This is a genomic window from Bordetella petrii (genome assembly GCF_017356245.1).
Classification (GTDB): Bacteria; Pseudomonadota; Gammaproteobacteria; order Burkholderiales; family Burkholderiaceae_B; genus Bordetella_A; species Bordetella_A petrii_D.
In genome coordinates this window covers 843,113-869,199 of record NZ_JAFMZZ010000004.1, presented here as the reverse complement: position 1 = coordinate 869,199, position 26,087 = coordinate 843,113, and the positions used below count along the sequence as shown (strand labels likewise).

Genomic DNA, 26,087 nt, shown 5'->3' with positions numbered 1-26,087 from the left:
CCATGAAAATTTCTGGAAGCCGGTTCGTCATCACCGGCGGAGTCAGCCTGATTGGCTCGCACATTACCGAAGTGCTGCTGTCGCGCGGCGCGCAACATGTCACCCTGTTCGACAACTATTCCCTGAGCACGCCGGAAACAGTCGGAGATCTGCTCAAGGATTCCCGGATCGAGGTGGTGCGGGGAGACATTCTTCGAGTCGGCGAACTTTATGACGCCTTCGAGGGCGCGCAAGGCGTGTTTTCCGTTGCGGCTTTCCTTACCTTGCCGCTGTCGCAAAACCCCGCGCTGGGCCTCACGGTGAATGTGCAAGGCCAGAACAACGTCCTGGAGGCCTGCCGCTACCAAGGAGTGCAGAAGACGGTTTTCTCGTCATCTACCGCAGTCTATGGCGAACCCGTTCCGGGCGTTATGGACGAAACCACGGCGTCCAATCTGGCGCCGTTCCAGCCCGCGGCGGCGCTGTACTCGGCATCCAAGCTGATCGGCGAGCACCTGGGCAGGCATTACCACCAGAAGCACGGGCTGCAGACGGTTTCGCTGCGCTATGCCACGGTCTACGGCGAACGCCAGCATTACCGCGGCGTCAACGCCCTGTACATCGTCGAGAACTACGACAGGATCAAGCGGGGAGAACGCCCCGTCATTCCGGACGACGGCAGGGAGGTCCACGACTACATCCACGTTGCGGATGTGGCTCGGGCCAACGTGCTGGCCATGGAGTCCGGCGTGTCCGGCGAAAGCATGAACGTGTGCACCGGCGTCGCCACAAGCTTGAACGATGTGGTGGCCACGCTGCTGAAGGTCATGAAATCCGACCTGAAGCCTGAATACCGCACGCCGACGGCGGCGGTACGCGCCTCGGTGGGTACGCACCTGGCCTTCAGCCGGGAAAAAATCGGCCGCCTGCTGGGATGGGAACCCGAGGTGTCGCTTGAAGAAGGCATTCGCCGCCTGGTGGCCTGGTGCGAACAGCGGGATGCGGCCAAGAGGGGCGGATGATGGGCAAGCAGACCGTGGCGGTGGTCGGCCTGGGCCAGATGGGCTCGGCCATGGCACTCAACCTGCGGGAAAAGGGATTCGATGTCATGGGTTGGGACATCGATCCGGCCACGCGCAAGCGGCTCGCGTCGCAAGGCGTGACGGCCGGGTCGACGCTGGCCGAGGCGCTGCAGGGGCGCGCCTATGTGCTGAGCAGCCTGCCGAACGGGGCCTGCGTCAGGCAAAGCTGGCTGGGCAAAGAAGGAATGATCGAGCTGGCGGACGCCGGCGCGACCCTGATCGACCTGAGCACGATAGAGCCGTCCGCGATGCGGGAAGTCGCCAGCCGCGCCGTGCAGCGCGGGCTGAAGGTGCTGGACTGTCCAGTCAGCGGCGGCCCCGTCGAGGCGCGCGCGGGCAGGCTCATTGTCATGGCGGGCGGCGAGGCCGCGGTGCTGGCGCAGGCGCGCCCCCTGCTGGAGGCCTTGGGCCCGACGATCCGGCACACGGGAGAGGTGGGAACGGCCAAGGTGGTCAAAGTCATCAATAACACCATGGCGATGGGCAACCTGCTGGTGGCCTGCGAGGCCTTCTCGCTGGGCGAAGCCCTGGGCGTGGACTCGGCGACCCTGTTCGACGTGCTGTCGGAAAGCGGCGGCCGCTCGATGACTTTTACCAAGCGCTTTCCGCCCGCGCTGATGGGAGATTTCGAGCCTCGTTTCAAGCTGGAATTGGCGGAAAAGGATCTGGCGCTGGGGTTGTCGATGGCCCGGGAACTGGGTGTGCAGGTTCCCGCGGCCACCTTGGTGCGCAGCCTCTTCGGCCAGGCCCTGGAAGAAGGGTACGGGGGAAAAGACGCGGTGGCGCTACTGGCCATGTACCGGGACAGGGTGCGGCGGCAGGCCGGGAAATAAACATGGCAACCAGGAGATGACGGCAATGGGCAAGCATGCGGTGGTCACGGGCGCCGCCTCGGGCATCGGGGCGGATTGCTGCCGGGATTTGTTCGAGCGCGGCTATACGGTCTTCGGGCTGGACCGGGACGAGCAGAGATTGCGGCGGATGGCGGAAAGCGCCAAAGGCGCTTCGGGCAAATTCGTGCCGATTGCGTGCGATGCTTCGAGCAGCGCTTCCATGACCCGGGCCTTTGAACACGTCAGCGCCGCGACGGCAGCGGTGGACGTGCTGGTGTGTTCGGCCGGCGTATTCCGGACCGGCGCCTTGATGGAACTTTCAGAGGCCGATTACGACGCGTTGTTCGACATCAACACCAAGGGATGCTGGCTGGCGGCAAAAGCCGCCTATCCCCTGCTGAAGAGCGCAGCAACGCAGGATGCGCCGGCCCGGGTGGTGTTCGTGGCCTCTGCCGCGGCGCTGCGGCCCAAGACGGGCGGCGGCGCCTATGCGGCGTCGAAAGTCGCATTGACCTACCTCGCCAGGGTGCTTGCCGTGGAGCTGGCGAGCCAGTCCATCCTGGTGAATGCCGTGGCCCCGGCAACCGTGAATACCCCGCTGGTGCACAAATTGATAGCCGACGCGGCCACCAGCGGCTATCGGGTGTCGGGCGTTTCGCCCCTGGGCCGCGTGGCGCAGCCGTCCGATGTGACCTCGGTGATCCGCTTCCTGCTTGGCGACGAGTCGCGCTATGTGACGGGCACGGTCATTCCCGTCGATGGAGGTTCAGTCGCGGCGGTTTTATCAAACTAGAAGAAGGGAAGGAGACGGAGACAATGAAAAAACTGATATTTGTGATTCTGGCCGGCGCGGCGTTTTCCGCGCATGCGCAGGACACCTTGAAAATCGGCGTGCTGGCGAGCCTTTCCGGCCCGGGCGCGCCCTGGGGGCAGGCCATTCTGTACGGGACGCAATTCGCGGCGGACGACGTCAACGCCAAGGGCGGCCTGAAGGTGGCCGGCAAGTCCTACAAGATCGAGCTGGTCGCCTATGACGACAAGTACCAGGCCAGCGAAGCCGTGACCGCCGCCAACCGGCTGATCTTCGAGGACAAGGTCAAGTTCATCATGGGGCCGATGGGCGGGGCGACCGCCCTGGCAATCGGGCCTACTGTCGAGAAGCACGGTGTATTGACCACCACCATGGCCTTTACGCCCCTGGCGCTGGGGCCGGACAAGCCCCTGACGTTCCGGCCGGTGCTTACGACATCCGAAACGGCCGGGGTGCAGGTCGCCTGGGCCGTCAAGAAATACGGCCTGAAGAAGGTGGGCGGCCTGTTCCCGAACGACGAAACGGGCCAGAAGATCGTTGTCGACCTCGAGAACGCCTATACCAAGGCCGGCGTGCCCTTGGCGGCCAAGGAAATGTTCGAGCGCGACCGGCTGGATATGGTTCCGCTGCTGACCCGGCTGATGGCGCAAGGCGTGGATGCGATCGATCTGGACGGCAACGCGCCGGCGACGGCCGGCCTGATCGTCAAGCAGGCCCGGGAACTCGGATTCAAGGGGCTGATCATCCGCAGCGGCGGCCCCGCCACGCCCGAAATCGTCAAGGTCGCGGGAACGCAGGCTACCGAGGGCATGGTGGTCTACGCGCCGATCGATCCATCGAACCAGGCGGTTGCCGACTACGCGCAACGCTACCGCAAGGCCCACAACAAACCCATGAACGGGTTCAGCCCCTCGTACTACGACAGCGCCAACATGCTGTTCCAGGCAATTTCCCGGGCGGGAACCATAACCGACACGAAAAAAGTGGCCGACGCGCTGGCCGCGATGCACGACTATCCGGGCATTCTCGGCACGCTCAACTGGACCGGAAAAGAGGCCTACGGCATCGACCGGCAGGTGAACATGCCCTTCTACGTGGCGGAAGTCCACCAGGGCAAGGAAGTCATCGTTGCGAAGTGCACGCTGGCCGCCTGCAAATAACTAGAAGCATGAAAGGAGACAACCATGTTGCGTGAATCTTTGATTCTGGCCGGCTTGCTGGCCATGACGGGAACGGCCAACGCCCAGGAAACGCTGAAGATCGGCGCAGTGCTGGCCTTGTCCGGCCCCGGCGCCGCCTGGGGCCAGGGCATGCAGTACGCCGCGCAATTCGCGGCGGATGATGTCAACGCCAAGGGCGGGCTAGAGGTCGGCGGCAAAAAGTACCGCGTGGAAATCGTCGCCTATGACGACAAGTACCAGGCCAACGAAGCCGTGACGGCGGTGAACCGCCTGATCTTCGAGGACAAGGTGCGATACATCATCGGCCCGACAGGGTCCGCCCCGGCGCTGGCCATACAGCCGATTACGGAAAAGAACAAAGTCATCATCATGACCCTGGCCTTTACGGCCAAGGCGATGGGCGCCGACAAACCCTACACCTTCCGTCCGGTGCTTACCACCGTGGAAACAGCTGGCCCGCAGGTCGCATGGATTTCACGCGCCCTTGGCATCAAGAAGGTCGGCGGCCTGTTCGTCAGCGACGAATCCGGGCAGCAGCAGCATGAATGGCTCACCAAGGCCTACAGCGGCGCGGGCATCCCCCTGGCCGCCAGCGAATTCTTCGATCGGGACCGCGTCGACATGATGCCGCTGATCACCCGGCTGATGGCCAAGGGCGTGGAAGCCATCGAATTGAACGGAATTTCGCCGACCACGGCCGGCCTGATCGCCAAGCAGGCGCGCGAACTGGGGTTCAAGGGCAGGTTCATACGCAGCGGCGGCCCGGCTACCGCGGAAATCGTCAATGTGGCGGGCGCCAAGGCGGTCGAGGGCATGATCGTCTATACCCAGTTCGATCCGGACGACCCCAAGGTAAAGGCGTATTCCAGGCGTTATGCCGACAAGTACCACAAGCCGATGAACGGCTTCAGCCCGTCTTTCTACGACGGCACCCACATGCTGTTCCAGGCCATGGCAAAAGCGGGAACGGTGGCCGATACCGACAAGGTGCGCGCGGCGCTCGAATCGCTGAAGGATTATCCGGGCATATTGGGCAACACCAGCTGGACCGGGCAGCAGATGTACGGAATCAATCACCAGGCCGATACGCCGTTCTACCTTTCCGAAGTCGTCGGCGGCCAGGAAGTCATCCGGGCGCGCTGCACGATGGCGGGATGCCAATAAAAAGGGGCGCGCCGTGGATATCTCCTTTCTGCTGGGCCAGGCGCTGACCAACGGGCTGATCATCGGGCTGCTTTATTTGCTGATGGCCATCGGCTTCACGCTGGTGTTCGGCGTGATGCGCATCGCCAACTTCGCGCACGGCGAGTTCTACATGCTGGGAGCCTTTATTGCGTTCATCTGCGTGACGCAATGGGGGCTGCCCTATATGTTGTCCGTGCTGGCCGCGTTTGTCCTGACTCTGGCGCTGGGCTGGATTCTGGAAGTGGCGATTCTGAAGCCCTTCCGCGGCGACGAGCTGAACGGGCTGATTGCGACACTGGGGCTGGGAATGGTCATACAGAATGTAGCGCTGATGGCCTTCGGCCCGGATCCGCAATCCATGCCCCCGGCCGCCGAAGGCGTCGTCACGCTGGGAAAAATCGTCATGCCGCTGTCCCGGCTGTACGTGGTGGCGTTCTCTGCCGCGGTCCTGGTGGCGCTTTATGTGTTCCTGATGCACAGCAGGGCCGGACGAGCCCTGCGGGCCGTTGTCCAGGACATGGAGATCGCGTCGTCGTATGGCATCCGTTCCAGCGCGGCCTACCCCTTGGGGTTCGCCCTGGGCGTCGCCCTGGCGGCGATCGCGGGCGCATTGATGGCGCCGGTGTTCGCTGTATCGCCGTTCATTGGCGGCGCGCCGCTTTTCAAGGCTTTCATTGTGGTCGTGCTGGGTGGCCTGGGCAGCATCGGCGGGGCCGTGCTGGCCAGCCTGCTACTGGGAATATCGGAAAGCCTGGGCAGCACGTTCTTCGACGGCAGCACGGCCGATATGCTGATATTCGCCCTGGTGATCCTGGTTCTGGTGGTCAGGCCTACGGGCCTGCTCGGACGCGCGGAGCATTGAGATGATGCGCAACTCCCTTTTCACACTCGCCAATCCGGCGTCCGGCGCAAAGGCGCGGCATTCACCGGGTTCGCCGCTGCTGGCCTGCATGCTGCTCGCCGCGCTCATGATCGTGCCATTGGGCTTCGACAGCGCCTTTTATGTGCACCTGGCGATCCTGATCTGCCTGAACATCTTTATCGTCAGCGGCCTGGCCCTGTTGACCCGGACCGGGCAGCTGTCGCTGTGCCATGCGGCCTTCGTCGGCATCGGCGCCTATGTCTCGGTGCTGGCGGAGATGCGCCTCGGGCTGCCGTTCCTGGCGGCGGCGGCCCTGGGAACCATCGCCGCGTCGCTGACCGCGTTCTTGCTGGGCTCGGCGATACTGCGGTTGCGCGGGGTGTATTTCGTGCTGATCACCTTCGCGTTCGGCGAGTTGTTCCGTCTTCTTATGCTGGATGCGGCATCGGTGACCGGCGGGGCGAACGGGATTTCGAAAATTCCGGCGGCGAACTTGCTGGGCTTCGCGCTCGACACCCGCAAGGCGTTCTATTGCCTGGCGGCGCTGCTGGCCATTGCCTCGATCGGATTCCTGGTCGCGTTTTTCAGGACGCCGAAAGGGCATGCCCTGGATGCCGTGGGCGAGCATCCCGGCCTTGCGGAATCGTCCGGCATCAGCGTGCGCAAGTCCCAGTTGTTCGCGTTTACCGTGGGCAGCGGCATGGCGGGCCTGGGCGGTGTGCTGCTGTCGCGCTACGTGGGCTACATATCGCCCGAATCGTTTTCCGCGCAAGTGTCGATCGCCGCCATCATCATGCTGGTGGTAGGCGGCCGGATGTCGGTTGCCGGCCCGCTGATCGGCGCGCTGATCATGACGCCCCTGCCCGAACTGTTCCGGGGCGCGGTGCAATCCCAGAACATTTTCTACGGCGTGAGCCTGATTCTTATCCTGCGGTTCCTGCCCAGGGGAATCGCCAGCCTGGGCCTGGTGCGGCGCCTGACGGGAGAACGGCCATGACGGCGCTGCTGCGGGTAAAGAACCTGTCCAAGACGTACGGCGGGCTGAAGGCGGTGCGCGACCTGAGCTTTGACGTCGACGAGGGCGCGATCGTCGGGCTGATAGGCCCGAACGGCGCGGGGAAAAGCACGGCTTTCAATCTGATCACCAGCACCCAGCCGGCCACTTCCGGAAGCGTGTGCTTCGACGGCAGGGAGATGCTGGGCCTGACGCCCAGCCAGGTAGTCCGGCATGGCCTGGCGCGGACCTTTCAATCGGCCTCGGTCTACGGCCGCGCGACCGTGCGTGAAAACGTCTTCCGCGGCGCGATTTCCAAGCTCGGCGTGCCGTTCTTCAATCAGCTGTTCGGCACGCGGGCCTGCCGCGAACGGCTGCGCGAAATCGATGCCGAGATCGACGCGATTCTGGATATCGCGGGCCTGGGCGCCGTCCAGGACCTGCCGGCAGGCGGCCTGGCATATGGGTACCAGAAGCGGCTGGGGGTGGCCATCGGCCTGGCCACCAGGCCTCGGCTGCTCTTGCTGGATGAACCGGCGGCCGGCCTGAATCCCGAGGAATGCGCCGAGTTCGGCCGGTTCCTGCAACGCGTGCGTGCCCACTACCGGCTGACGCTGCTGTTCGTGGAACACCACATGGCGCTGGTCATGGGAACCTGCGAACGCATCGTCGTCCTGGTGCAGGGGCAGAAGATCGCCGAGGGCACGCCGGAAGAAATCCAGGCCAATCCGGCGGTGATAGAGGCCTACCTGGGAGAAACGGAACATGCCGGCGCTTGAAGCAAAGGACATCGTGGTGCGATATGGGCCGCTGGAAGCCGTGCGCAAAGCCTCGTTCACGATCGGCAGCGGGGAAATCGTCGCGCTGATCGGGTCGAACGGCGCCGGCAAGAGCACCACCCTGAAATCGTTAATGGGCCTGGTGCGGCTGGCATCAGGCGAGCTGACGCTGGACGGCCGGCCAATTTCCCGCAGCGGCCCTGCACAGCGTGTCCGCATGGGCATTGCGTTGTCGCCAGAGGGGCGGCGGCTGTTCCCGCGCATGACGGTATGGGAAAACCTGCAGATCGGCGCCCATACGGTCGGCGACGCCGTCCGTCGGCGCACCGCGCAGGAACTGGTGTGTTCGCTGTTTCCCATCGTTGCGCAGCGGCGGCGCCAGCAGGCCGGATCGCTGTCCGGCGGGGAACAGCAAATGGTTGCCATCGGCCGCGCGCTGATGGCCTGCCCGGCCATCCTGATGCTGGACGAACCCTCGCTGGGCATCGCGCCCAAGATCGTGTCGGAAATCGGCGCGTCCATCGAGCGCCTGAACCGTGAAACCGGCATCTCTGTCCTGCTGGTCGAGCAAAACGCAGGCCTGGCGCTGCGCCTGGCCAGGCGGGCCTACGTGTTCGAGCAGGGGGAAATCATCCGTTCGGGCGCCGGACCGGACTTGTTGAACGATCCATTTGTGCGAAAAGCTTATTTGGGGGTGTAGCGTCATGAGTCAGACATTGGGATTTATCGGCGTTGGCGTGATGGGCGAGCCCATGTGCCGGCATCTGGCGGAAAAAAGCGGCGCCCGGGTGCTGGCCTGCGACCGCGATGCCGAGCCGCTGCGCCGGCTGGCGCCGGCCGGCGTGCAATCCGCCGGCATCGCGGAAATTGCCCGCGACGCGGAAATCATTTTCCTGTCCCTGCCTTCCGGAGAGGTGGTCGAACAGGTCGTCCTGGGCGCGAACGGCCTGTTGCCGAAACTGCGGGCCGGGCAGACGCTGGTCGACCTGAGCACCTCTCCGCATGAAACCGCAATCAAGCTGTCCGAGGCGCTGCGCGGGGCCGGCGTGGATTTTGCCGATGCGCCAGTGATGAGAACCCGTGCGGCCGCCCAGGCGGGCACGCTGGCGGTGCCGGTTGGCGCCGACGGCCCCACGTTCGCGAAAATCGAACCGCTGATCAGCTGCTTCGCCACGGACGTCATGCATGCCGGCCCCGTCGGCTGCGGCCAGGTCGTGAAGATCCTGAACAACATGGTGGTCTACGAAACCGTGCTGGCCCTGGCAGAGGCGCGCGCGGTGGCGGTCCGTGTCGGCATGGACCCCGAGCGGCTTTTCAACGCCTTCGCCACCGGTTCGGCGGACAGCTTCGCATTGCGCAACCAGGGGTTCAAGGCGATCTTGCCGCAGCAGTTTCCGGAAAAGGCATTTCCGGTCACCTACGCGCGCAAAGATCTGTTGTATGCCGTCAGGCTGGCGCAACAGGTCGGCGTGGACGCCACCGGCGCGAAGAATCTGATCGCCAGCTTCGACCAGGCAATCGAGGCGGGCTACGGGGAAATGTACGCACCGGCGATCAGCCTGGTGTTCGAAGGCGCCACGGCAAGCGGAGGCCAGCGGTGAGCCCGGAGACTTTGCCCACGTACGAAATCTACGCGCTGCGGTATGCCTCGGTGCGCCGGCAGCGGTCGGACAATTTCATACGCCACGATGGCCATGACGGCCCCATGCCACTGGATTTCTTTGTCTGGCTGCTCAAGGGCAAGGACCGGAATATCCTGGTCGATACGGGATTCGGCGCCGAATCCGCGCGCGAGCGCCCGCGCGACCTGGAGTGCTGTCCCGTTGAAACGCTGAAGGTGCTGGGGGTAAGCCCTGAAGACATCGGCGATGTGATTCTCACGCACCTGCATTACGACCATGCGGGCAATCTCGACAAAACGCCCAATGCGGTGTTCCACATCCAGGATGACGAGGTTGAATACGCCACGGGCCGCTGCATGTGCCACCACGTCTTGCGGCATCCGTTCCGGATCGATGACGTCGCTCTGCTGATCCGCCATGTCTATGCCGACCGCGTGACATTTCATCGCGGCGACGACACCGTGGCGCCGGGGGTCGAACTGCTGTTTATCGGCGGACACACCAAGGGGCTGCAGGCCGTCAGGGTCCATACGGCGCGAGGCTGGGTCGTGCTGGCTTCCGATGCCAGCCACTACTACGCCAATATGCAGGACGCCAACCCTTTCCCCGCGGTGCATGACGTCGCCGCGATGCTGGATGGCCACCAGATATGCCTGCGGCATGCGGACACGCCGGACCACGTCGTGCCGGGACATGATCCGCTGGTCCTGAAGCGTTATCCCAGGGTCGATGGCGTGGAGGTCGACGTGGCCTGTCTGCATCTCCCCCCTTCCGATCCATGATCCGCATGCCGGACAAGCCGGGCCCATGGGCCCGGCTGGCAGCACACATCCGCCCCGGCCCTGGCAAGGCCGGGACGCCGATGCAATTGAAGACCAACACCATCACCAACGGAGGCTGATCGTCGACAGAGTGCGGGGCACGCCCTTGCAGGCTGGAAGATGGTCGTACAGACAAACCATGTTCATCAAGAATGCTGAAATCTCGCGCCGTGGCGCCCTGAAGGCCCTGTTCGCCTGCGCCCTGGCGGCTACCGCGGCGCCGGCCGCCGCGGCCGACCCCTATCCGTCCAAGCCGATCACCATGGTGGTGGGCTTCCCGCCGGGCGGCTCGAACGATATCGTGGCCCGCATCATCGCGCCCAAGCTGGGCGAGCTGCTGGGCGTGTCGGTGGTGGTGGAGAACAAGCCCGGCGCCAACGCCACGATCGGCACCGAGTACGTGGCGCGCGCCAAGCCCGACGGCTACACGATCACCCTGGGCAGCGTAAGCCCCTTGCTGCTCAGTTACTACGCCTATCCCAACCTGCCGTACGACCCTTACAAGGATCTGTCGGGCATCACCACGGTGGCGTCCACGCCCGAACTGCTGGCGATCAACCCCGGCGTGCCGGCCAAGAATCTGGCCGAGCTGGTGGCGTTGTCGAAGAAGCAGGACATCACGCTGGCTTCGGCCGGTAACGGCGGCCTGCCGCACCTGGCGATCGAACTGTTCAAGGCGGAATCGAAGGGCCGCATCGTGCACGTGCCGTACAAGGGCGCCGGCCCGGGCATGGTGGACGCCGTGGGCGGCCACGTCAACGGCATCATCGTCGACCTGCCGGCGCTGCACAAGCTGGTGATGGACGGCCGGCTGCGTCCGATCGCGGTGACCGACACCAAGCGTTCGCCCGTCATGCCCGATGTGCCGACCACGGTTGAAAGCGGCCTGCCGTCGGTGATCGCGTTCAACTGGTTCGCGGTGATGGGCCCCAAGGGCCTGCCCATGGACGTGCGCGAGAAGCTGCACGCAGCCCTGGTCAAGACGGTGAACGACGCCGACACCAAGAGCAAGCTGGAAAAACTTGGCATCGGCCCGTTTACGCAGAAGTCTCCTGAAGCGTTCGACGCTTTCATGAAGAAAGAGGGCGAGCGCTGGAGCAAGCTGATCAAGGACGCCGGCGTCAAGGCGAATGGCTGACCGGGGAACCATGGACATGCTGCTGGCACAGCCGGGGCAGGTGGGCCGCCTGCGCCTGAAGAACCGCGTGGTGATGGCGCCCATGGGCACCAACTACAGCACGACGGACGGCCTTTCGACCGAGCGCGACAAGCGCTATTACGAAGAACGCGCCAAGGGCGGCGTGGGCATGATCATGACCGAGGCCATGGTCGTGACCGAGCACGCCCGGCCGCACCACAACTCGCTGTGCTGTTATCACGATCGGTTCATTCCGGGCCTGGCCAGCATTGTCGAGGCGATCAAGAAGCACGACTGCCACGTATTCGGCCAGCTTAACCATCGCGGCGGGCTGCTGCGCCGCGCGGTGCTGAACATGGAGCCCGTGGGGCCGTCGCCGTGGGTCAACCCGAACACGGGCGACAGGGTGCGGGCCCTGGCGGTGGACGAAATCGTCGAGATCCAGAAGCTGTTCGTAGCCAGCGCGCGCCGCCTGTGGCGGGCCGGCTACGACGGCGTCGAGATCCACGCGGCCAACGGCTACCTGTTCCAGCAGTTTTTCAGTCCGCGCGTGAACCAGCGTACCGATGCCTACGGCGGCTCGCTGGAGAACCGCATGCGGCTGCTGCTGGAAACCATCGCCCGCATGCGCGACGCACTGCCGGACCTGTGCCTGGTGGTGCGGCTGTCGGCCAGCGAATTCGCCGAAGGCGGCTACAGCAGCGCAGACATCATCGCGCTGGCGCAGGCGGTGGAACGCGCCGGGGTCGACGCCATCGACCTTTCCGGCGGCAGCAACGAAAGCCCGCAACTATCGAAGTTCTGCATCCAGCCGCCGTCGTTTCCCCGCGGCTGCCTGGCGCCGTACGCCAGGCCGATCAAGCAGCAGGTGCGGATTCCCGTCTTCGCGGCCGGCCGCATGGTCGAGCCGCGGGATGCCGAACACATGCTGGCGTCGGGCAGCGCCGACTTCGTGTCGATCGGCCGCGCACTGTACGCCGACCCGCACTGGTGCGACAAGGCGTTCGGCAAGATCCCGGCACCGATCCGCCAATGCATCGCGTGCAACGTCTGCTTCGAGCGCCTGACGCTGGAAAAGGACGTTTCCTGTGTGCAGAACCCGATGATCGGCACCGAGTTCGAAGCCCTGGAGTACGCCGAGCCGCAGTTGTTTCCGGCCCCGAAGCAAAGGCGGCTGCGTGTGCTGGTGCTGGGCGCGGGCGTGGCGGGCATGGAGGCCGCGCGCGTGCTCGGGGGCCGCGGCCATGAGGTCGAAGTCTGGGAAAAGCGCGCGCAGCCCGGCGGCCAGATGCCGCTGGCGGTGGCCTCGCCCGACAAGGCTGAAGTCGAACCCGTCTGGACCTACCGCCACCAGACCGTGCAGACCCTGGGCGTGCCGGTGCGCCTGGGCGTGCAGACCGACGCCGCGCGCATCCGTGCATTCGCGCCGGACCACGTCATCGTCGCTACTGGTTCGCGTCCGGCCAGGCCGCCGCTGGATCTGTCGGCGCTGGATGCGGACGTGCGCGTGCTGCATGCCTGGGACGTGCTGGCCGACCTTGGCGCCGTGCGGCCCGGGCTGCGGGTCACCCTTGTAGGCGGCGGCATGGTGGGCGCCGAAACGGCCGATGCGCTGCGGGTGCGGGGCGTGAAGGTCACCGTGCTGGACCGCCTGCCCATCATTGCCACCGGTATGGCGCGCAACAACCGGCTCGAACTGGTCGAGCGCCTGGCGGCCGCCGGCGTCGCCATGATCACCGCTTGCCGCATCCTGGGCGTGCAGGGCCGGCAGATCGAGATCCAGCGCGACGGCCAGCCCGCCGAACACCTGCCCATCGGCGACTGGCTGGTGTTCGCCACCGGCCCCAGGCCGGAACTGGACGTGCTGGCCGAAGTCGAGGCCAGCGGCGTTTCCTGCACCCGCATCGGCGACTGCAATGCGCCCGGCGACTTCCTGGCCGCCATCCGCGACGGCTGGATGACGGCGCTGCTGATGGACCACATAACCCCGAACGATGGGTGAGGCATCCACCTCGACCCGCCCAAAAGGAGACAACATCATGAAAAAGACATTCCAATCGTTGTTCGCCGGCCTGCTGACGGCCGCCGCGCTGACGCCGGCGGCCCAGGCGGCCGGCAAATACCCCGACCGGCCGATCCGCGTGGTGATCATGTTTCCGGCCGGCGGCAGCGCCGACATCGTCAGCCGCCTTGTGACCCAGAAGGTCGGCGAGATGTCGGGCTTCAATTTCGTGGTGGAAAATCGCCCCGGCGCGGGCGGCAACCTGGCGCTGGACGCCGTGGCTACCGCGCCGGCCGACGGCTACACCGTGGTCTTCGCCACGCCGGGCATCGCCATCAATCCCAGCCTGTACGCCAAGGTTCCATACAAGCTGGCGGATTTCAAGGCGATCTCGCTGGTCGGCGAGGCGCCCCTGATGCTTCTGGCGCGGCCCTCGCTGGGCGTGAAATCGATGGCCGACCTGGTGAAAATGAGCAAGAAGGCTCCGGATGCCATCCGCTTCGGCAGTTCGGGCAATGGCAGTTCCTCGCACCTGGCCGCCGAAGTGCTGCGCTCCATGACGGGCCTGCAGTACCTGCATGTACCCTACAAGGGCGGCGGCCCCGCCATGACCGATGTGGTGGGCGGCCAGACCGATATCACCATGCAGCCGATCGCCGAAAGCCTGCCCTTCATCCGCGACCAGCGGCTGCAGGCCATGGGCCAGACGGGGCGAGTGCGCTCGCCCATCGCTCCAGACATTCCCACCATCGCGGAAGGCGGCGTGCAGGGCTACGCCTGCACCACCTGGTACATGCTGGCCGCGCCCGCCAAAGTGCCCCAGGAAGTGGTCGACACGCTGGCCGAGAAGTTCGACGAGGCCCTGCGCCAACCCGATCTGCGCCAGAAGCTGCAAAATATCGGTGTCACGACGATCAACGATGGCCCCAGGCAGGCCGGCGAATTCCTGATGAGCGAAGCCGCCCGCTGGAACAAGCTGATCACGGCCGCCAAGATCCGGCTCGAATGACGCGGTGTCAACATACTCAATGAAGGAGGCCCCGATGGGGAAATCGACGAAGCAAGTCCTGCGTGAAAAAGTGGCCCGGCGCAACGGCCTGGTCGTGGCCGGAGCATTCAACGCCATGAGCGCCAGGGTGGTTGCCGACCAGGGGTTCGAGGCCGTCTACCTGACGGGCGCCGGCCTGACCAATATGCATTACGGCGTGCCCGACCTGGGCATCATCGGCCTGCGCGACGTGGCCGATGCCACCTTGCGCATCCGCGAGGCGGTGGAAGACCTGCCGCTGATCGTCGACATCGATACGGGGTTCGGCAACGCGGTCAATGCCTGGCACACCGTGCGCGCGCTGGAGCGCGCCGGGGCCGACGCCGTCCAGATCGAAGACCAGGTTTTCCCGAAACGCTGCGGCCACTTCGCCGGCAAGGCGGTGGCGCCGCTGCCGGAAATGCTCGACAAGATCCGCGCGGCCGCCGACGCGCGCCACGATCCGGACTTCCAGATCATCGCGCGCACCGACGCCCGGGCGGTGGAAGGCTTCGAAGGGGCGATCGAGCGGGCGCAGAAATTCGCCGAGGCGGGCGCCGACATTCTGTTCGTCGAGGCCATGACCAGCCTGGAAGAAATCCGCAAGATTCCCCAGTTGCTGAAAGAGCCGCTGCTGATCAATATCGTGGTGGGCGGCAAGACGCCCACGCTGACTTCTCAGGAACTGGGCAGCATGGGCTACAGCCTGGTGCTGTATGCCAACGCGGCGCTGCAGGGCGCCGTGCTGGGCATGCAGAAGGCGCTGTCGGCGCTCAAGCGCGACGGCAAGCTGGACGAAGACCCCGCGCTGCTCGCCCCTTTCAACGAGCGACAGCGCCTGGTCAACAAGCCTTTGTACGACGAGCTGGAACAGCGCTACGCCGAGCGCTGAATGAACAGAGCACACCCTTGACCAAGCCAGAGCAGGCGCGGGCCGCATAGCGCCCGCCACTGCGCTGCCGTTGCCCCGGACCCCTGCCGCCAGGCAGGCCCGGGGCATTTTTGTGCCTGGGGTTCTTACATCAAGACACTTGGCGAATGATTGCACTTATATCGAAACATTTTCTACGCCGAAATATCGATTGATTATTGCAAATAAAAATCATGATGCGCCTTTATTAATTATCGATGCGTCAGCAGAAATATAAGAACTGAAAATTGACTTTTCTTGATGACAGAAAACGTAGCGTTTTGTTATCGCGTCGATATTCTGTGCACGAGCCTGTTATGTGCGGTTTGGTTCGGCATTATTCATTTGAAGTAGGGCATTAGTTTTGCAAGGCTCATTGCAATTAATTCGAATATTTGCCGCTGCTACGAAACAACCCGCCATCCCTCCATTGCCCGCTTCCGTTTATTTATTTCGGGACTTTTTTTCATGAACTCAAGCATGGCTTTTATTTTCAAGCGGACCGCCCTGGGGCTGGCTCTGGCGGGTGCATTGCCCATGGCTGCCCAGGCGGCATCGGGCACGGTTGAATTCCAGGGCGAAATCATCCAGTCGACCTGCGACGTGACCACCGCGACCAAGGACCAGACCGTGGTTATCGGCACCTACCCGACGTCGCTGTTCAAGAACGTGGGCGATGTGTCGGCGTCGAAGGGCTTCACCATCGACCTGGAAAACTGCGACCCGGGCGACTACACGATCCGCTTCGACGGCCAGGCCCCCGCCGGGCAGCCGCAACTGCTGGCCGTCAGCGTGGCCACGGGCGTGGGCATCGAAATCCTGGACAACAACGACAAGGTGTTCCCGCTGAACCAGGACATCACCGAGCCGGCCATCGTCAACGTCGGCACCGACGGGACGGCCACGGTCAACCTGAAGGCCCGCTACAAGTCGTTCGAGCAGACCGTGGGCGCCGGCGAAGCCAACGCTACCTCGACCTTCTCGATCGAGTACCGCTGATCCACGGGCAGCAACACCGGCCGGCGCAGCATCCGGCCGGCATGCCCGGCAAGCCGCGCGGCGCCCCCGCGTCGCGCGGCGAGCCCTACAAGAAAAAGCATCGTCATGAATATCTTCACGTATCCCTCGCACCGCGGCACAGCGTGGCTGAAGCGCCTGGCGGCCAGCCTGGCGCTGGGCCTGGCGGCTCACGGCGGCGCGCAGGCGGCCATTCACGTGCAGGCCACGCGCGTCGTCTACAACGGCAAGGCGGCTTCGGCCTCGGTGGCCATCTCGAACAAGAGCACCATGCCCTACATGGTGCAGACGTGGCTGGATACGGGCGATTCCACCGCCATGCCAGAAAACCTGCCCATGGCGATCACGCCGCCGCTGATGCGGCTGGGCCCGGGCGAAGAGGCGCTGGTGCGCACCATTTACGCCGGTCAGGGTCTGCCGGCCGACCGCGAATCGCTGTTCTGGATCAACATCCAGGAAATTCCGCCCAGTTCGGACGCGGCCAATGCCCTGCAAGTGGCCATCCGCACGCGCATCAAGCTGTTCTACCGGCCGCCGCAGCTCAAGACCACGCTGGACGAGGCGGCCCGCGCACTGCAATGGCGCATCAGCGGCCAGGCGCTGCAGGTGACCAACCCCGGCCCGCTGCACATCACGTTTGCCCATATCCAGGGCCGCGACGCCGGCGGCGGCGCGAAGAACATCGATGCCGACATGATCGCGCCGGGGCAGACCCTGACCGTGCCGCTGCGGCAGCTGAACCTGGCCGGCGGCGCCTCGTCGCTGCGCTTTGGCTACATCAATGACTATGGCGGCGTCTCGGAAGTAGCGGACGCGCCTTTGCGGCGCTGACGGCCCGCCCGGCGAATACCATGCACACCTTGCTGAACAGATTCCGCGCAACTGCGCGGCGGGGGCTTGTCGTCCCGCGACTGGCGCCGCTGGCCGCCGCCCTGTGCGCCCTGGGCGCCAGCCTGCCCGCCGCGGCCCAGCCGGAATTCAACCTGGATTTCCTGCGCGGCAGCGCGCGCGAGGCGGATGTCTCGGCGCTGGCCAGCCCTGGCGCCATCCTGCCCGGCACGTATCCGTTCAGCATCTACCTGAACGGCACCGAGACCGCGCGCGAGGACATCGTGTTCACCAAGACGTCCGCCGGGCGGGTCGAACCCTGCCTGAGCCGACCGCAACTGGCCGCCTGGGGCGTGCTGCTGCCCGATGCGGCCACAGACGGCCCCCCGCCCGCCTGCGTGGACCTCGCGGCCGCGATTCCCGACGCACATGCCAGCTACAACGGCAACCAGCAGCGCCTGGACCTGAGCGTGCCGCAGCGCTACCTGGTGGCGGTGCCGCGCGGCTATATCGCGCCTTCGCTGCGCGACCAGGGCATTACCGCCGCGTTCCTGAACTACAACCTGAGCGGCACGCACAACCACCAGAAGCAATACGGCAATTCGGATTATTTTTTCGCCTCGTTCAACAGCGGCATCAACCTGGGCGCCTGGCGCCTGCGCCACAACGCCACGGTCAGCCATGAAAGCCGCGGCACCGGCACCCATTGGAATAACCAGAACACCTGGCTGGAGCGCGACCTGCAATCCATTCGCAGCCGCGTGCTGCTGGGCGACAGCTACACCAGCAGCAACGTCTTCGACAGCGTGCAGTTCCGCGGCGCGCAGCTGGCCAGCGACGACGAGATGCTGCCCTACAGCCAGCGCAGCTATGCGCCGGTGGTGCGCGGGGTGGCCGCCAGCAATGCGCGGGTCGAGATCCGCCAGGACGGCAACCTGATCTACGCCGTGAACGTGGCGCCCGGCCCGTTCCTGATCAACGATATCGTGCCTAACCGCATGAGCGGCGACCTGGAAGTGGCCGTGATCGAAGCCGACGGCACGGTGCAGCGCTACCGCCAGGCATTCTCGGCGGTAGAGACCATGCTGCGGCCCGGCCTGTGGCGCTACGAATTGAACGCGGGCGAACTGCGCAACGGCGATTCGAGCTATCGCCCGGTCTTCCTGCAAGGTTCGGTGGCGCGCGGGCTGGAAAGCAACACCACGCCCTACGGCGGCCTGCTGCTGGCCGAGCATTACGCGGCGGCGGCCGTGGGCGTGGCACAGAGCCTGGGGGAATTCGGCTCGATATCGGTGGACGTGACGGCGGCGCGCACCAAGCTGGCCAACGGCGACACCAAGACGGGCCAGAGCTACCGCTTTCTGTACGCTAAGTCGCTCAACGACTGGGGCACCGAGTTCCGCCTGGTGGGCCACCGCTACTCGACCTCGGGCTACTACGATTTCACCGACGCCGCCGCCGAGCGCGAGCGCTGGCGCAATGGCTACTACGAATCCACTTACTGGGACCCGCGCGAAACCTTCGACGGCACGCCGGGCTGGGCGTCCTCGCGCGAGAGGCACGCCATCAGCAACCGCTATTACAACAAGCGCAACCGCCTGGAAGCGGCCGTGAACCAGCAGCTGACGCGCAACATGTCGCTGTACGCGAGCTATAACAACCAGACCTACTGGGGCTCGAAAGACAAGGAACGCAATATCCAGATCGGCCTGAACGGCCGCGTCAAGTCGGTGAGCTACGGGTTGTTCCTGCGCGATACCCGCAGCCAGTACGGCTACAGCGACCGCATGGTGGGCCTGAATGTGTCGATTCCGCTCGGCCGGCCGGAGACCTCGCGCATCAGCTCTAATTCGTCGTACACCCATTCCCGCGAATCGGGCAGCAGCTATCGCACCGGCGTCAGCGGCGTGGCGCTGGACGACAACCGCCTGGCCTATGGCGTGGATGTGGGCCATTCGGATGGCGCGGGCGCGTCGGGATCTGCCAATGTGGACTATCAGGGCAGCAAGGCCGCCGTCAGCGCCGGCGTGATGTCGTCGGAGAAGTACAGCCAGTTCAACTGGGGCCTGCGCGGCGGCGTGCTGGCGCATGGCGGCGGCGTCACGCTGAGCCAGCCGCTGCAGCGCACCGCGGTGCTGGTGCACGCGCCGGACGGCGCCGGCATCGGCGTCGAGAACCAGTCCGGCGTGCGCGTGGACGACAACGGCTACGCCGTGATTTCCGGCATGAGCCCGTACCGCTTCAACCGCGTAGCGCTGCGCACCGACGACCTGGGCGGCGATATCGACGCCAGCAAGGTCGCCGCGAACGTGGTGCCCACGCGCGGGGCCATCGTCCAGGTCGATTTCGACACCCGCCGCGGCAACAGCCTGCTGATCCGCAGCAGCCGGCCCGACGGCAGGCAGATCCCCCTGGGCGCCAACGTGTTCAATGCCGAAGGGCTGAACCGCGGCGTGGCGGGCCCGCGCGGCCAGATCTTCGTCAGCGGCGTGCAGCCGCGCGAGGTGCTGTCCGTGCAATGGGGCGACGCGCCCGGCGACCGCTGCCTGCTGGACCTGGGCCAGTTGCCCGCCGCCCAGGCCGGCGCGTCCGCCGCGGGCTATCAACGTGTCGATCTGCAATGCCGCCCCGACGGGCGGCCACAAGGAAGCTAGTCATGTATCAGCATTGGATCAAACTGCTCGTCGTGCTGGGGGCGCTGCTGTCGCTGCCGCAGGCGGCGCTGGCGCTGTCGTGCAAAGACGCGCAGACCCAGTCAGTCAGGCGGGTGATTTCCCTGACCGAAGACATCTACGTGTCCACCGGCGACCTCACGCCGGGCCAGCTGCTGTGGCGCTCGGAAAACTACACCGTGACCTTCCGCTGTGTGGACGACTACAACAACCCGGGCGGCGAAAGCAGCTACCTGTACTGGGATCCGGCCCAGATGATGAACCAGATCGACCCGTCGATCGCGGTGGGCATCACGTACAAGTCGGTGAACTACCAGCTCGTGAAAGGCGAACGCCAGCTGGCCGGCGCGGGCACCAGCCCGCCCGCCAACAAGGCCAACTGCACGCGGTACTGGAACCGCTCGTCGGCATCGCAGTGCGCCACCTCGCAGCAGGTCACCGTGACATTCTCGGTGTACATCGTGGCCACCGGCGCGCCGCCGCCGGCAAGCGGCCAGGTCAACAGCCAGGGCACCTACGACCTGTTCCAGGTCGACGGCGTGGGCGGGCTGAACGACCGGCCCGGTGCGAACTACCGCGCCGCGATCTCGGGCCTGGGCCGCATCCACTTCATTTCGTGCAACCCCGATATCCGGGTACGGGCCAACGCCGGCAATGCCATCGATTTCGGCCGCATTGCGTCGAACCGGGCGCGCGCCGGCACCATCGAGCGCTCGGTGCCGTTCGTCGTCGAAATCAACATGACCGGGCCGAACTCGGGCAACCAGTGCAACAACCGCGCGCTGGTGGGCAGCTTCAGCACTTCGCACCCGGTGCAGGACGGCACCGTGATACTGCCCCGCAGCGACAGCGGCTTCGGCATCGTGCTGGTCGACGCGGCCCGCCCCACCAGCGAGATCGCCATGAACACGGCGGTGCCGCTGGGCGTGATCAACAGCACGGTGGTGCAGCACGATTTCATCGCGTCGCTGAAGTGGCTGAGCGACACGCCGCGCATCGGGCCTTTCCGGGCCACCGCCACCATCGACGTATCGTTCCGGTAACGGCTGCGCGGCCGCCTACGCGGTAAAGCCGTACAGCCGCGCGGGGTTGTCCACCAGTACGCGCTGCCTGACCTCGGGCGAGGCCCAGCGCGCCAGCAGGTTGCACAGCGCGCCGTCGTCCGGCACCTGGGCGGGCTGGTAGTAGTTGATGTGCGGCCAGTCGGTGCCCCATACGACCTGCTCGCTGTTGGCCCGCAGGATGGCCTGCGCGAACGGGTCGACGTCGTGGTAGGGCGGCCCGCCGCTGGTGTTGCGGTCAGCCCCGGATATCTTGGCCCACAGCGCGCCATCGGCCAGCTGCCGGCACAGGAACTGGAACCCCGGGTCGTCGACGCCGCGCCGCGTGCTCATGCGCCCCATGTGGTCGATGACCAGCGGCAGCTTCAGGGCCTTGAGCGCCGGCATGAGTTCCGGCAGGTCGGGGGCGTGCACCCAGATCTGCGCGTGCCAGCCGCGCGCCGCCAGGCGCGGCGCCAGCGCCTGCAGCACGTCCAGCCCCACGCCGTTGCGGTACACCGCCTTGCCCTCGAGCCGGTACAGGTTGGCGCGCACGCCGCGCACGCCGGCGGCGGCGCAGCGGTCGAGTTCGGCGTCGTCCATGTCCAGGCGGGGCACGATCACCCCGCGCAGGCGTTGCGGATAGCGCGCCAGCGCGTCCAGCACGATGTCGTTGGCGGTGCCCGAGGCGCTGCCGGTGACCAGCACGCCGCGCGCCAGGCCGAGTTCGTCCAGGTGGGCGATGAATGTCTCGGCGGGATAGGGCGGCGGCGTGTAGCTGCGTTCGTCGTCGAGCGGGAAGCGGTCGTACGGCCCGAAGACGTGCGCGTGCGCGTCGCAGCTGCCGGGCGGCGGCGTAAAGGCCAGCGCCTGGTGTCCGGTGCGCGCGGGCAGGCAGGGTGTGGTCATGGCGGTCCTCAGTGGGCGGCGAGCTTGCCCTGTGCATGCAGCGCGCGCGCGGTTTCGAGTTCGGCGGCAAGCAGCTGCTGCCATTGGGCGGGCGTAGTCACCAGGGCCACGCTGCCCGAATTGTGCAGGCGGTCGCGCACCGTGGCGGCCTGCAGCGCCTGGTTCAGCGCCGCGTTCAACTGCTTGATGATGCCGTCCGGCGTGCCGGCCGGCGCCACCAGGCCCGACTGCGTCATGGACGTGAAGCCGCTTACGCCGGCTTCGGCCAGGGTGGGCACGTCCGGCAGGAAGCGGTCGCGCTCGGCCGACAGCACCACCAGCCCGCGCAGCTTGCCCGCCTTGATATTGGCGTACGAACTCGTGACCTGGTCGACCATGGCGTCGATCTGGCTGCCCAGCAGGGCCGCGATGGCCGGCGCCGACCCCTTGAACGGCACGGCCGTGAACTGGCAGCCCGCCGCCTCTTCGAGCTTGAGCAGCGCGATATGGTTGGTGGTGCCCAGGCCCGAGTGCCCCATCGTGACGGCGCCGGGCTGCTGCCGCGCCTGGTCGAGCAATTGCGCCATGGTCTGGAAACGGCCCTTGGGATTCACTTCCACGACCTGCGAGGCCGAGCCCAGGCCGCCCACGGCGGCGAAATTCTTCAGGGTGTAATCGGTGCTGACCATGAAGGGCGCCACGGTGATGGCATTGGGCGTGGTGACCAGCAGGGTGTGGCCGTCGGGCGCGGCCCGCGCCACCTGGCTGGCGCCGATCACGCCGCCCGCCCCCGGCTTGTTTTCAACGACCACCGACATGCCCAGCGCGGCGCCCAGTTCGGGCGCGACGGCGCGCGCGACGGTATCGAGATTGCCGCCCGGCGAAAAGGGCACTACCAGGACGATGGGCTGGCCGTTCTTCAGGCCCTGGGCGCGCGCTTGCGTCGCGGCCGCAAACAGGGCCGGCGCCAGGCCGGCCGCCGCACAGAATTGTCTTCTATCCATGCTGCTCTCCTTTGTTATAGGTATTTTCTTTACGGGGCCGGCATGGCCCTTTTTTCAGCATAAGTAGCCCGGCCGGCCGCCGGTAGTTGCCAAAGCCTCAAGAGGTGTTCATGTTTTGTGAAGTGCGCGCGGCACTTCGAGGCCGGGCCTGCTCAAGCCCAGCCCAGGCGGCATGCGAGCGCCGCCACCGATTCGCGCAGCAGCGCCACCCAGCCGGGCACCTTGGCGGGATCGAAGCGGAAATCGGGCACGGTCAGCGTCAGGTTGCCCCTGACCTGGCCCTGGCTGTCGAAGAATGGCACAGCGATGCCGTGGGCTTCGGGCGCACGCTCTGCGTGGCTGACCGCATACCCCTGCTGGCGTATCTGCGCCAGCGCCGCGCGCAGTTCGTCGGGGCGCAGCGGCCGGCCGTTCAGCGGCGAAGGCTCCGCGCGCTGGATGACGTCGTCGATTTCCTGCGGAGAAAGAAACGCCAGCAAAGAACGCGCCGTGGCGCCCCAGCTCAGCGGCTGCAGGCGATTGTGCTGGATGGTGTAGCGCAGCGGGTGCGCGGGCGAGGCTGACAGCGAGAAATACATTTGCAGCTCGCCGCGGTCGAGCAGCGCCAGGATGACGGTTTCATCGGTGCGGTCGCGCACGTCGCGCAGAATGGGCTCGGCCAGCTGGTTCAGCGGCATTTCCGAGGCCAGCTTGCCCGCCAGCCGATACAGCGCCAGCCCCGGCTGGTACATGCCGTCGTCGTCCTGCATGACGAAGTTCAGCGGCTTGCACAGGCCCAGCAGCCGGTGCGCGGTGGCCTTGGGCAGATTCAGCGCCCTGGCCAGGTCATTAAGGCCCCAACGCTCTTGTTCGGCAAAGCAGCCCAGCAGGCGCAGCACACGATTGACGGTACCGCTGTCGCCGCCGCGCGCCGGCGGGCCGGGCACGGCCGGCGGCGGGGCAGCCCTCTTGCCGCCCTGGGATCGTTGGGATACCATGGTTTCATTAAACGATATGTAGTTCCGTTAAACGGAACTATAGCATCCGGCTTCGCCCCACGCAACACCACCACAGCAGGATCCCCATGACTGCCTCGCTTTCCCGCACGCTCGGCCAGTTCGTCCACGATACGCCGTTCGACAGCCTGCCCCGCCACGTCGTCGACCTGGCCAAGGCCTGCCTGCTCGACTGCCTGGCAACGGCCTACGCGGCCCGCGATCTGCCGGTGCCCGCCATCGCGCGCCGGTTTGCCGGGCAGAACGCGGGCAAGGCGGCCATCATCGCCGGCGCGCAGCGCGTGCCCGCCGTCGACGCGGCCTTTGTCAACGCCACGCTGGTCAACGGCTGCACCCATGACGACTTCCTGCAGAAATCCCATCCGGGCGCGGTGGTGGTTCCGGCGGCGCTGGCCATTGCCGACGAGCGCGGCAGCTCGGGCCGCGAATTCTTGACGGCCATGGTGCTGGGCTACGACCTGGTGGCGCGTGCCTACCTGGGCGGCCCCGGCATGCTGCCGGCGTTCCGCGCCACGGGGGTGGCTGGCGCCATCGGCGCGGCCGGCGCGGCCGCCAGGCTGCTGGGCCTGTCCGGGTCCGAAACCGCCCATGCGCTGGGATGCGCGGCAATGTTCGCGTCGGGCTTCGGCGAAGGTTTCCGCTCGGGCACCACCGAAGTGAAGTTGAATGTGGGCTGGGCATCGCGCAGCGGCGTGTCGGCCGCCCAGCTGGCGCAGGCCGGGGCCACCGCGTCGCCCACGGTGTTCGAAGGCGAGTCGGGCTACTACCAGGCCTTTGCGCGCACGGCGCGGCAGGCCGGGGCGGCGCTCGAAAACCTGGGCGCCCGCTTCCTGATCGAAGACACGGTCTACAAAGAACGCCCGGTCTGCATTTTCGTGCAGACACCGGTGCATCTTGCCCACCAGCTGGCCGCCCGGCACCAGCTCGACGCCGGACGCATCACGCGCGTCACCGTGCGCGCGCCGTCGCTGACGCTAAGCAACCCCGGCTACCAGAATGTGGCCCCGTATGCCTCGCCGCTGAAAGCGCGCATCAGCGCCCGGTTCACCGTGGCGGCGGCCCTGCTGGGCCGTCCCATCGACACCTACGCCTACTACGACCAGACCGACGACAGCCAGGTGCTTGCCCTGGCCGACAAGATCGACCTGCTCGCCCCCGGGCCGGACCAGCAGGGCCGGGTCGATATCGAAATCACCTGCGGCGACGCCACGTATTCGGCCTCGGGCATGGAAATGGACACGTTGCGCCCCAGCACGGGCAAGGTCATCGCCAAGTTCCGGCGCCTGACCGCCAGCCTGGCGCCAGAGAAATCCGAACGCCTGCTGCAAACCGTGCTGGCGCTGCAAGACCTGCAACAGATCGATGGGCTGACCTCGCAACTGGAGAGACTGTAGGGTCGGCCCGGCTTGTCGATGATTCCTCCACAACTACCATCACAGGAAAGAATCATGAAACCCGTGCGCTTCATTTCAGCCACTCTGGCCGCGGCCGCATGTGCCGCGGCAACGGGCGCCCTTGCGGCATACCCCGACAAACCGATAGTGCTGGTGGTGCCTTTTGCGCCAGGCGGATCCACTACGGTGGTGGCGCGCGCCGTGGCCGAACGCGCCGAGAAATTGCTGGGCCACCCCATTATTGTCGAGAACAAGCCCGGCGCCGGCAGCGTCGTGGGCAGCAACGTGGTGGCCAAGGCCGCGCCCGACGGCTATACGCTGCTGGTGGGCCAGACCGGTTTCGCGGTAAATGCCTCGCTAAGAAAAAACCTGCCGTACGACACGCTCAAAGACTTCACGCCGATCGCGCTGCTGGCCGATCATCCCGGCGTCTTCCTGGCGCAGGCGCAAAAGCCGTACAACACGTTCAAGGAATTCATCGCCTATGCCAAGGCCCATCCGGGCAAGGTCACGTATTCGTCGGCCGGCGTCGGCAGCTGGCCGCACCTGTCCATGGCCATGTTCGCCAACGAAGCCGGCCTGTCGCTGGTGCACGTGCCCTACCAGGGCACCGGTCCGGCAAAGGCCGACCTGGTGGCCGGGCGGGTCGACGTGAAGATCGAGGCCTACGCGACTTCGCGCGCCATGGTGGAAGACGGGCGGCTGAAAGTGCTGGCCGTCACCAGCACGCAGCGCGCCGCCGAGCTGCCCGACAAGCCCACCATCGCCGAGTCGGGGTATCCCGACTATGAAACGTCGTACTGGATAGGCGTGCTGGGCCCGGCCGGGGTACCGCCCGACATTGTCGCCAAGCTCCAGCAGGCCTTCACCGCCGCGGCGAAAGACCCTGCCGTGGCCGCGCAGATGCGGCAGCAGAGCATTGTGCCGCGCGGGCTGCCGGCGGCCGACCTGGACGCGCTGCTCAAGAAGGAAATTGCCAAATGGCGCGAAGTCATCGAAGACAGCCACATGGAAAAACAATAA

The 26,087-nt window shown here is 65.9% G+C and carries 24 protein-coding genes; 21 read left to right on the top strand and 3 right to left on the bottom strand.

All coding sequences use genetic code 11. The features are described from left to right. The first annotated feature begins 2 nt into the window (after nucleotides 1–2). The 19 genes from J2P76_RS22170 to J2P76_RS22080 all read left to right on the top strand — a co-directional run bounded on the left by J2P76_RS22170 (nucleotide 3) and on the right by J2P76_RS22080 (nucleotide 20,786). Nucleotides 3–1,001: an NAD-dependent epimerase/dehydratase family protein gene (locus tag J2P76_RS22170; protein ID WP_207410101.1), complete on the top strand. Its 999-nt coding sequence runs from the start codon at nucleotides 3–5 to the stop codon at nucleotides 999–1,001. Continuing rightward, entirely contained in the window at nucleotides 998–1,894 is an 897-nt protein-coding gene (locus tag J2P76_RS22165) for an NAD(P)-dependent oxidoreductase (protein ID WP_207410099.1), read from the top strand. Before J2P76_RS22170 ends, J2P76_RS22165 begins: the two co-directional genes overlap by 4 nt. Nucleotides 1,895–1,919: 25 nt before the next feature. Next, nucleotides 1,920–2,687, top strand: a complete 768-nt coding sequence (locus J2P76_RS22160) for an SDR family NAD(P)-dependent oxidoreductase (RefSeq protein ID WP_207410097.1) — start codon at nucleotides 1,920–1,922, stop codon at nucleotides 2,685–2,687. A gap of 23 nt (nucleotides 2,688–2,710) precedes the next feature. Further along, the gene (locus J2P76_RS22155) at nucleotides 2,711–3,865 is read left to right on the top strand and encodes an ABC transporter substrate-binding protein (protein WP_207410095.1); all 1,155 of its coding nucleotides are present in this window, start codon (nucleotides 2,711–2,713) and stop codon (nucleotides 3,863–3,865) included. A 24-nt stretch (nucleotides 3,866–3,889) separates the two neighbouring features. Continuing rightward, nucleotides 3,890–5,050, top strand: coding sequence for an ABC transporter substrate-binding protein (locus J2P76_RS22150; RefSeq protein WP_207410093.1), 1,161 nt, complete (start codon nucleotides 3,890–3,892; stop codon nucleotides 5,048–5,050). A 13-nt stretch (nucleotides 5,051–5,063) separates the two neighbouring features. Then, the gene (locus J2P76_RS22145; protein ID WP_207410092.1) at nucleotides 5,064–5,933 is read left to right on the top strand and encodes an ABC transporter permease subunit; all 870 of its coding nucleotides are present in this window, start codon (nucleotides 5,064–5,066) and stop codon (nucleotides 5,931–5,933) included. 1 nt (nucleotide 5,934) lies between these two features. Continuing rightward, a complete protein-coding gene (locus J2P76_RS22140; protein WP_207410091.1) occupies nucleotides 5,935–6,930 on the top strand; it encodes a branched-chain amino acid ABC transporter permease in 996 nt (331 codons plus the stop codon). After that, nucleotides 6,927–7,706 (top strand): ABC transporter ATP-binding protein, encoded by a 780-nt coding sequence (locus tag J2P76_RS22135; protein ID WP_207410090.1) that lies wholly within the window; start codon nucleotides 6,927–6,929, stop codon nucleotides 7,704–7,706. The genes J2P76_RS22140 and J2P76_RS22135 overlap by 4 nt, the downstream gene beginning before the upstream one ends. Continuing rightward, nucleotides 7,693–8,406, top strand: coding sequence for an ABC transporter ATP-binding protein (locus tag J2P76_RS22130; protein ID WP_207410088.1), 714 nt, complete (start codon nucleotides 7,693–7,695; stop codon nucleotides 8,404–8,406). Before J2P76_RS22135 ends, J2P76_RS22130 begins: the two co-directional genes overlap by 14 nt. A 4-nt stretch (nucleotides 8,407–8,410) precedes the next feature. Next, entirely contained in the window at nucleotides 8,411–9,307 is an 897-nt protein-coding gene (locus tag J2P76_RS22125) for an NAD(P)-dependent oxidoreductase (protein ID WP_207410086.1), read from the top strand. Between the two features lie 11 nt (nucleotides 9,308–9,318). Continuing rightward, a complete protein-coding gene (locus tag J2P76_RS22120; RefSeq protein ID WP_207410085.1) occupies nucleotides 9,319–10,110 on the top strand; it encodes an N-acyl homoserine lactonase family protein in 792 nt (263 codons plus the stop codon). Nucleotides 10,111–10,288: 178 nt separating this feature from the next. Continuing rightward, complete coding sequence (locus tag J2P76_RS22115; RefSeq protein ID WP_207410084.1) at nucleotides 10,289–11,287, top strand: Bug family tripartite tricarboxylate transporter substrate binding protein; 999 nt, start codon at nucleotides 10,289–10,291, stop codon at nucleotides 11,285–11,287. Further along, nucleotides 11,280–13,289, top strand: a complete 2,010-nt coding sequence (locus J2P76_RS22110) for an NAD(P)/FAD-dependent oxidoreductase (RefSeq protein WP_207410083.1) — start codon at nucleotides 11,280–11,282, stop codon at nucleotides 13,287–13,289. The genes J2P76_RS22115 and J2P76_RS22110 overlap by 8 nt, the downstream gene beginning before the upstream one ends. 37 nt (nucleotides 13,290–13,326) lie before the next feature. Then, complete coding sequence (locus J2P76_RS22105; RefSeq protein WP_207410082.1) at nucleotides 13,327–14,298, top strand: tripartite tricarboxylate transporter substrate-binding protein; 972 nt, start codon at nucleotides 13,327–13,329, stop codon at nucleotides 14,296–14,298. A 34-nt stretch (nucleotides 14,299–14,332) separates the two neighbouring features. Next, nucleotides 14,333–15,208 carry an isocitrate lyase/PEP mutase family protein gene (locus tag J2P76_RS22100; RefSeq protein WP_207410081.1) on the top strand — a complete coding sequence of 292 codons (876 nt, stop codon included), beginning with the start codon at nucleotides 14,333–14,335 and terminating at the stop codon, nucleotides 15,206–15,208. 498 nt (nucleotides 15,209–15,706) lie between these two features. Then, nucleotides 15,707–16,225: a fimbrial protein gene (locus tag J2P76_RS22095; RefSeq protein WP_242697644.1), complete on the top strand. Its 519-nt coding sequence runs from the start codon at nucleotides 15,707–15,709 to the stop codon at nucleotides 16,223–16,225. A 105-nt stretch (nucleotides 16,226–16,330) separates the two neighbouring features. Continuing rightward, nucleotides 16,331–17,074: a fimbrial biogenesis chaperone gene (locus tag J2P76_RS22090; protein ID WP_207410072.1), complete on the top strand. Its 744-nt coding sequence runs from the start codon at nucleotides 16,331–16,333 to the stop codon at nucleotides 17,072–17,074. Between the two features lie 20 nt (nucleotides 17,075–17,094). Further along, nucleotides 17,095–19,725, top strand: coding sequence for a fimbria/pilus outer membrane usher protein (locus tag J2P76_RS22085; protein WP_207410070.1), 2,631 nt, complete (start codon nucleotides 17,095–17,097; stop codon nucleotides 19,723–19,725). A 2-nt stretch (nucleotides 19,726–19,727) separates the two neighbouring features. Further along, on the top strand, nucleotides 19,728–20,786 hold the full coding sequence (locus J2P76_RS22080; RefSeq protein ID WP_207410068.1) for a fimbrial protein: 1,059 nt from the start codon (nucleotides 19,728–19,730) through the stop codon (nucleotides 20,784–20,786). 15 nt (nucleotides 20,787–20,801) lie between these two features. Here J2P76_RS22080 and J2P76_RS22075 read toward each other — a convergent pair whose 3' ends face one another. From J2P76_RS22075 to J2P76_RS22065, 3 genes are all read right to left on the bottom strand, one after another. Continuing rightward, a complete protein-coding gene (locus J2P76_RS22075; protein WP_207410066.1) occupies nucleotides 20,802–21,692 on the bottom strand; it encodes an amidohydrolase family protein in 891 nt (296 codons plus the stop codon). Between the two features lie 8 nt (nucleotides 21,693–21,700). Further along, the gene (locus tag J2P76_RS22070) at nucleotides 21,701–22,675 is read right to left on the bottom strand and encodes a tripartite tricarboxylate transporter substrate binding protein (RefSeq protein WP_207410064.1); all 975 of its coding nucleotides are present in this window, start codon (nucleotides 22,673–22,675) and stop codon (nucleotides 21,701–21,703) included. 152 nt (nucleotides 22,676–22,827) lie between these two features. After that, nucleotides 22,828–23,652, bottom strand: coding sequence for an IclR family transcriptional regulator (locus tag J2P76_RS22065; RefSeq protein WP_207410062.1), 825 nt, complete (start codon nucleotides 23,650–23,652; stop codon nucleotides 22,828–22,830). Between the two features lie 86 nt (nucleotides 23,653–23,738). Here J2P76_RS22065 and J2P76_RS22060 point away from each other — a divergent pair, with 86 nt between their 5' ends. Continuing rightward, nucleotides 23,739–25,064 (top strand): MmgE/PrpD family protein, encoded by a 1,326-nt coding sequence (locus J2P76_RS22060; protein ID WP_207410060.1) that lies wholly within the window; start codon nucleotides 23,739–23,741, stop codon nucleotides 25,062–25,064. A gap of 54 nt (nucleotides 25,065–25,118) precedes the next feature. Continuing rightward, complete coding sequence (locus J2P76_RS22055) at nucleotides 25,119–26,087, top strand: tripartite tricarboxylate transporter substrate binding protein (protein WP_207410058.1); 969 nt, start codon at nucleotides 25,119–25,121, stop codon at nucleotides 26,085–26,087.

Bases quoted from the DNA above. Each gene is read 5' to 3' on its own strand.
- J2P76_RS22170 (WP_207410101.1), top strand. From the start codon at position 3: ATGAAAATTTCTGGAAGCCGGTTCGTCATCACCGGCGGAGTCAGCCTG.
- J2P76_RS22165 (WP_207410099.1), top strand. From the start codon at position 998: ATGATGGGCAAGCAGACCGTGGCGGTGGTCGGCCTGGGCCAGATGGGC.
- J2P76_RS22160 (WP_207410097.1), top strand. From the start codon at position 1,920: ATGGGCAAGCATGCGGTGGTCACGGGCGCCGCCTCGGGCATCGGGGCG.
- J2P76_RS22155 (WP_207410095.1), top strand. From the start codon at position 2,711: ATGAAAAAACTGATATTTGTGATTCTGGCCGGCGCGGCGTTTTCCGCG.
- J2P76_RS22150 (WP_207410093.1), top strand. From the start codon at position 3,890: ATGTTGCGTGAATCTTTGATTCTGGCCGGCTTGCTGGCCATGACGGGA.
- J2P76_RS22140 (WP_207410091.1), top strand. From the start codon at position 5,935: ATGATGCGCAACTCCCTTTTCACACTCGCCAATCCGGCGTCCGGCGCA.
- J2P76_RS22135 (WP_207410090.1), top strand. From the start codon at position 6,927: ATGACGGCGCTGCTGCGGGTAAAGAACCTGTCCAAGACGTACGGCGGG.
- J2P76_RS22130 (WP_207410088.1), top strand. From the start codon at position 7,693: ATGCCGGCGCTTGAAGCAAAGGACATCGTGGTGCGATATGGGCCGCTG.
- J2P76_RS22125 (WP_207410086.1), top strand. From the start codon at position 8,411: ATGAGTCAGACATTGGGATTTATCGGCGTTGGCGTGATGGGCGAGCCC.
- J2P76_RS22115 (WP_207410084.1), top strand. From the start codon at position 10,289: ATGTTCATCAAGAATGCTGAAATCTCGCGCCGTGGCGCCCTGAAGGCC.
- J2P76_RS22110 (WP_207410083.1), top strand. From the start codon at position 11,280: ATGGCTGACCGGGGAACCATGGACATGCTGCTGGCACAGCCGGGGCAG.
- J2P76_RS22105 (WP_207410082.1), top strand. From the start codon at position 13,327: ATGAAAAAGACATTCCAATCGTTGTTCGCCGGCCTGCTGACGGCCGCC.
- J2P76_RS22100 (WP_207410081.1), top strand. From the start codon at position 14,333: ATGGGGAAATCGACGAAGCAAGTCCTGCGTGAAAAAGTGGCCCGGCGC.
- J2P76_RS22095 (WP_242697644.1), top strand. From the start codon at position 15,707: ATGGCTTTTATTTTCAAGCGGACCGCCCTGGGGCTGGCTCTGGCGGGT.
- J2P76_RS22090 (WP_207410072.1), top strand. From the start codon at position 16,331: ATGAATATCTTCACGTATCCCTCGCACCGCGGCACAGCGTGGCTGAAG.
- J2P76_RS22085 (WP_207410070.1), top strand. From the start codon at position 17,095: ATGCACACCTTGCTGAACAGATTCCGCGCAACTGCGCGGCGGGGGCTT.
- J2P76_RS22080 (WP_207410068.1), top strand. From the start codon at position 19,728: ATGTATCAGCATTGGATCAAACTGCTCGTCGTGCTGGGGGCGCTGCTG.
- J2P76_RS22075 (WP_207410066.1), bottom strand. From the start codon at position 21,692: ATGACCACACCCTGCCTGCCCGCGCGCACCGGACACCAGGCGCTGGCC.
- J2P76_RS22070 (WP_207410064.1), bottom strand. From the start codon at position 22,675: ATGGATAGAAGACAATTCTGTGCGGCGGCCGGCCTGGCGCCGGCCCTG.
- J2P76_RS22065 (WP_207410062.1), bottom strand. From the start codon at position 23,652: ATGGTATCCCAACGATCCCAGGGCGGCAAGAGGGCTGCCCCGCCGCCG.
- J2P76_RS22060 (WP_207410060.1), top strand. From the start codon at position 23,739: ATGACTGCCTCGCTTTCCCGCACGCTCGGCCAGTTCGTCCACGATACG.
- J2P76_RS22055 (WP_207410058.1), top strand. From the start codon at position 25,119: ATGAAACCCGTGCGCTTCATTTCAGCCACTCTGGCCGCGGCCGCATGT.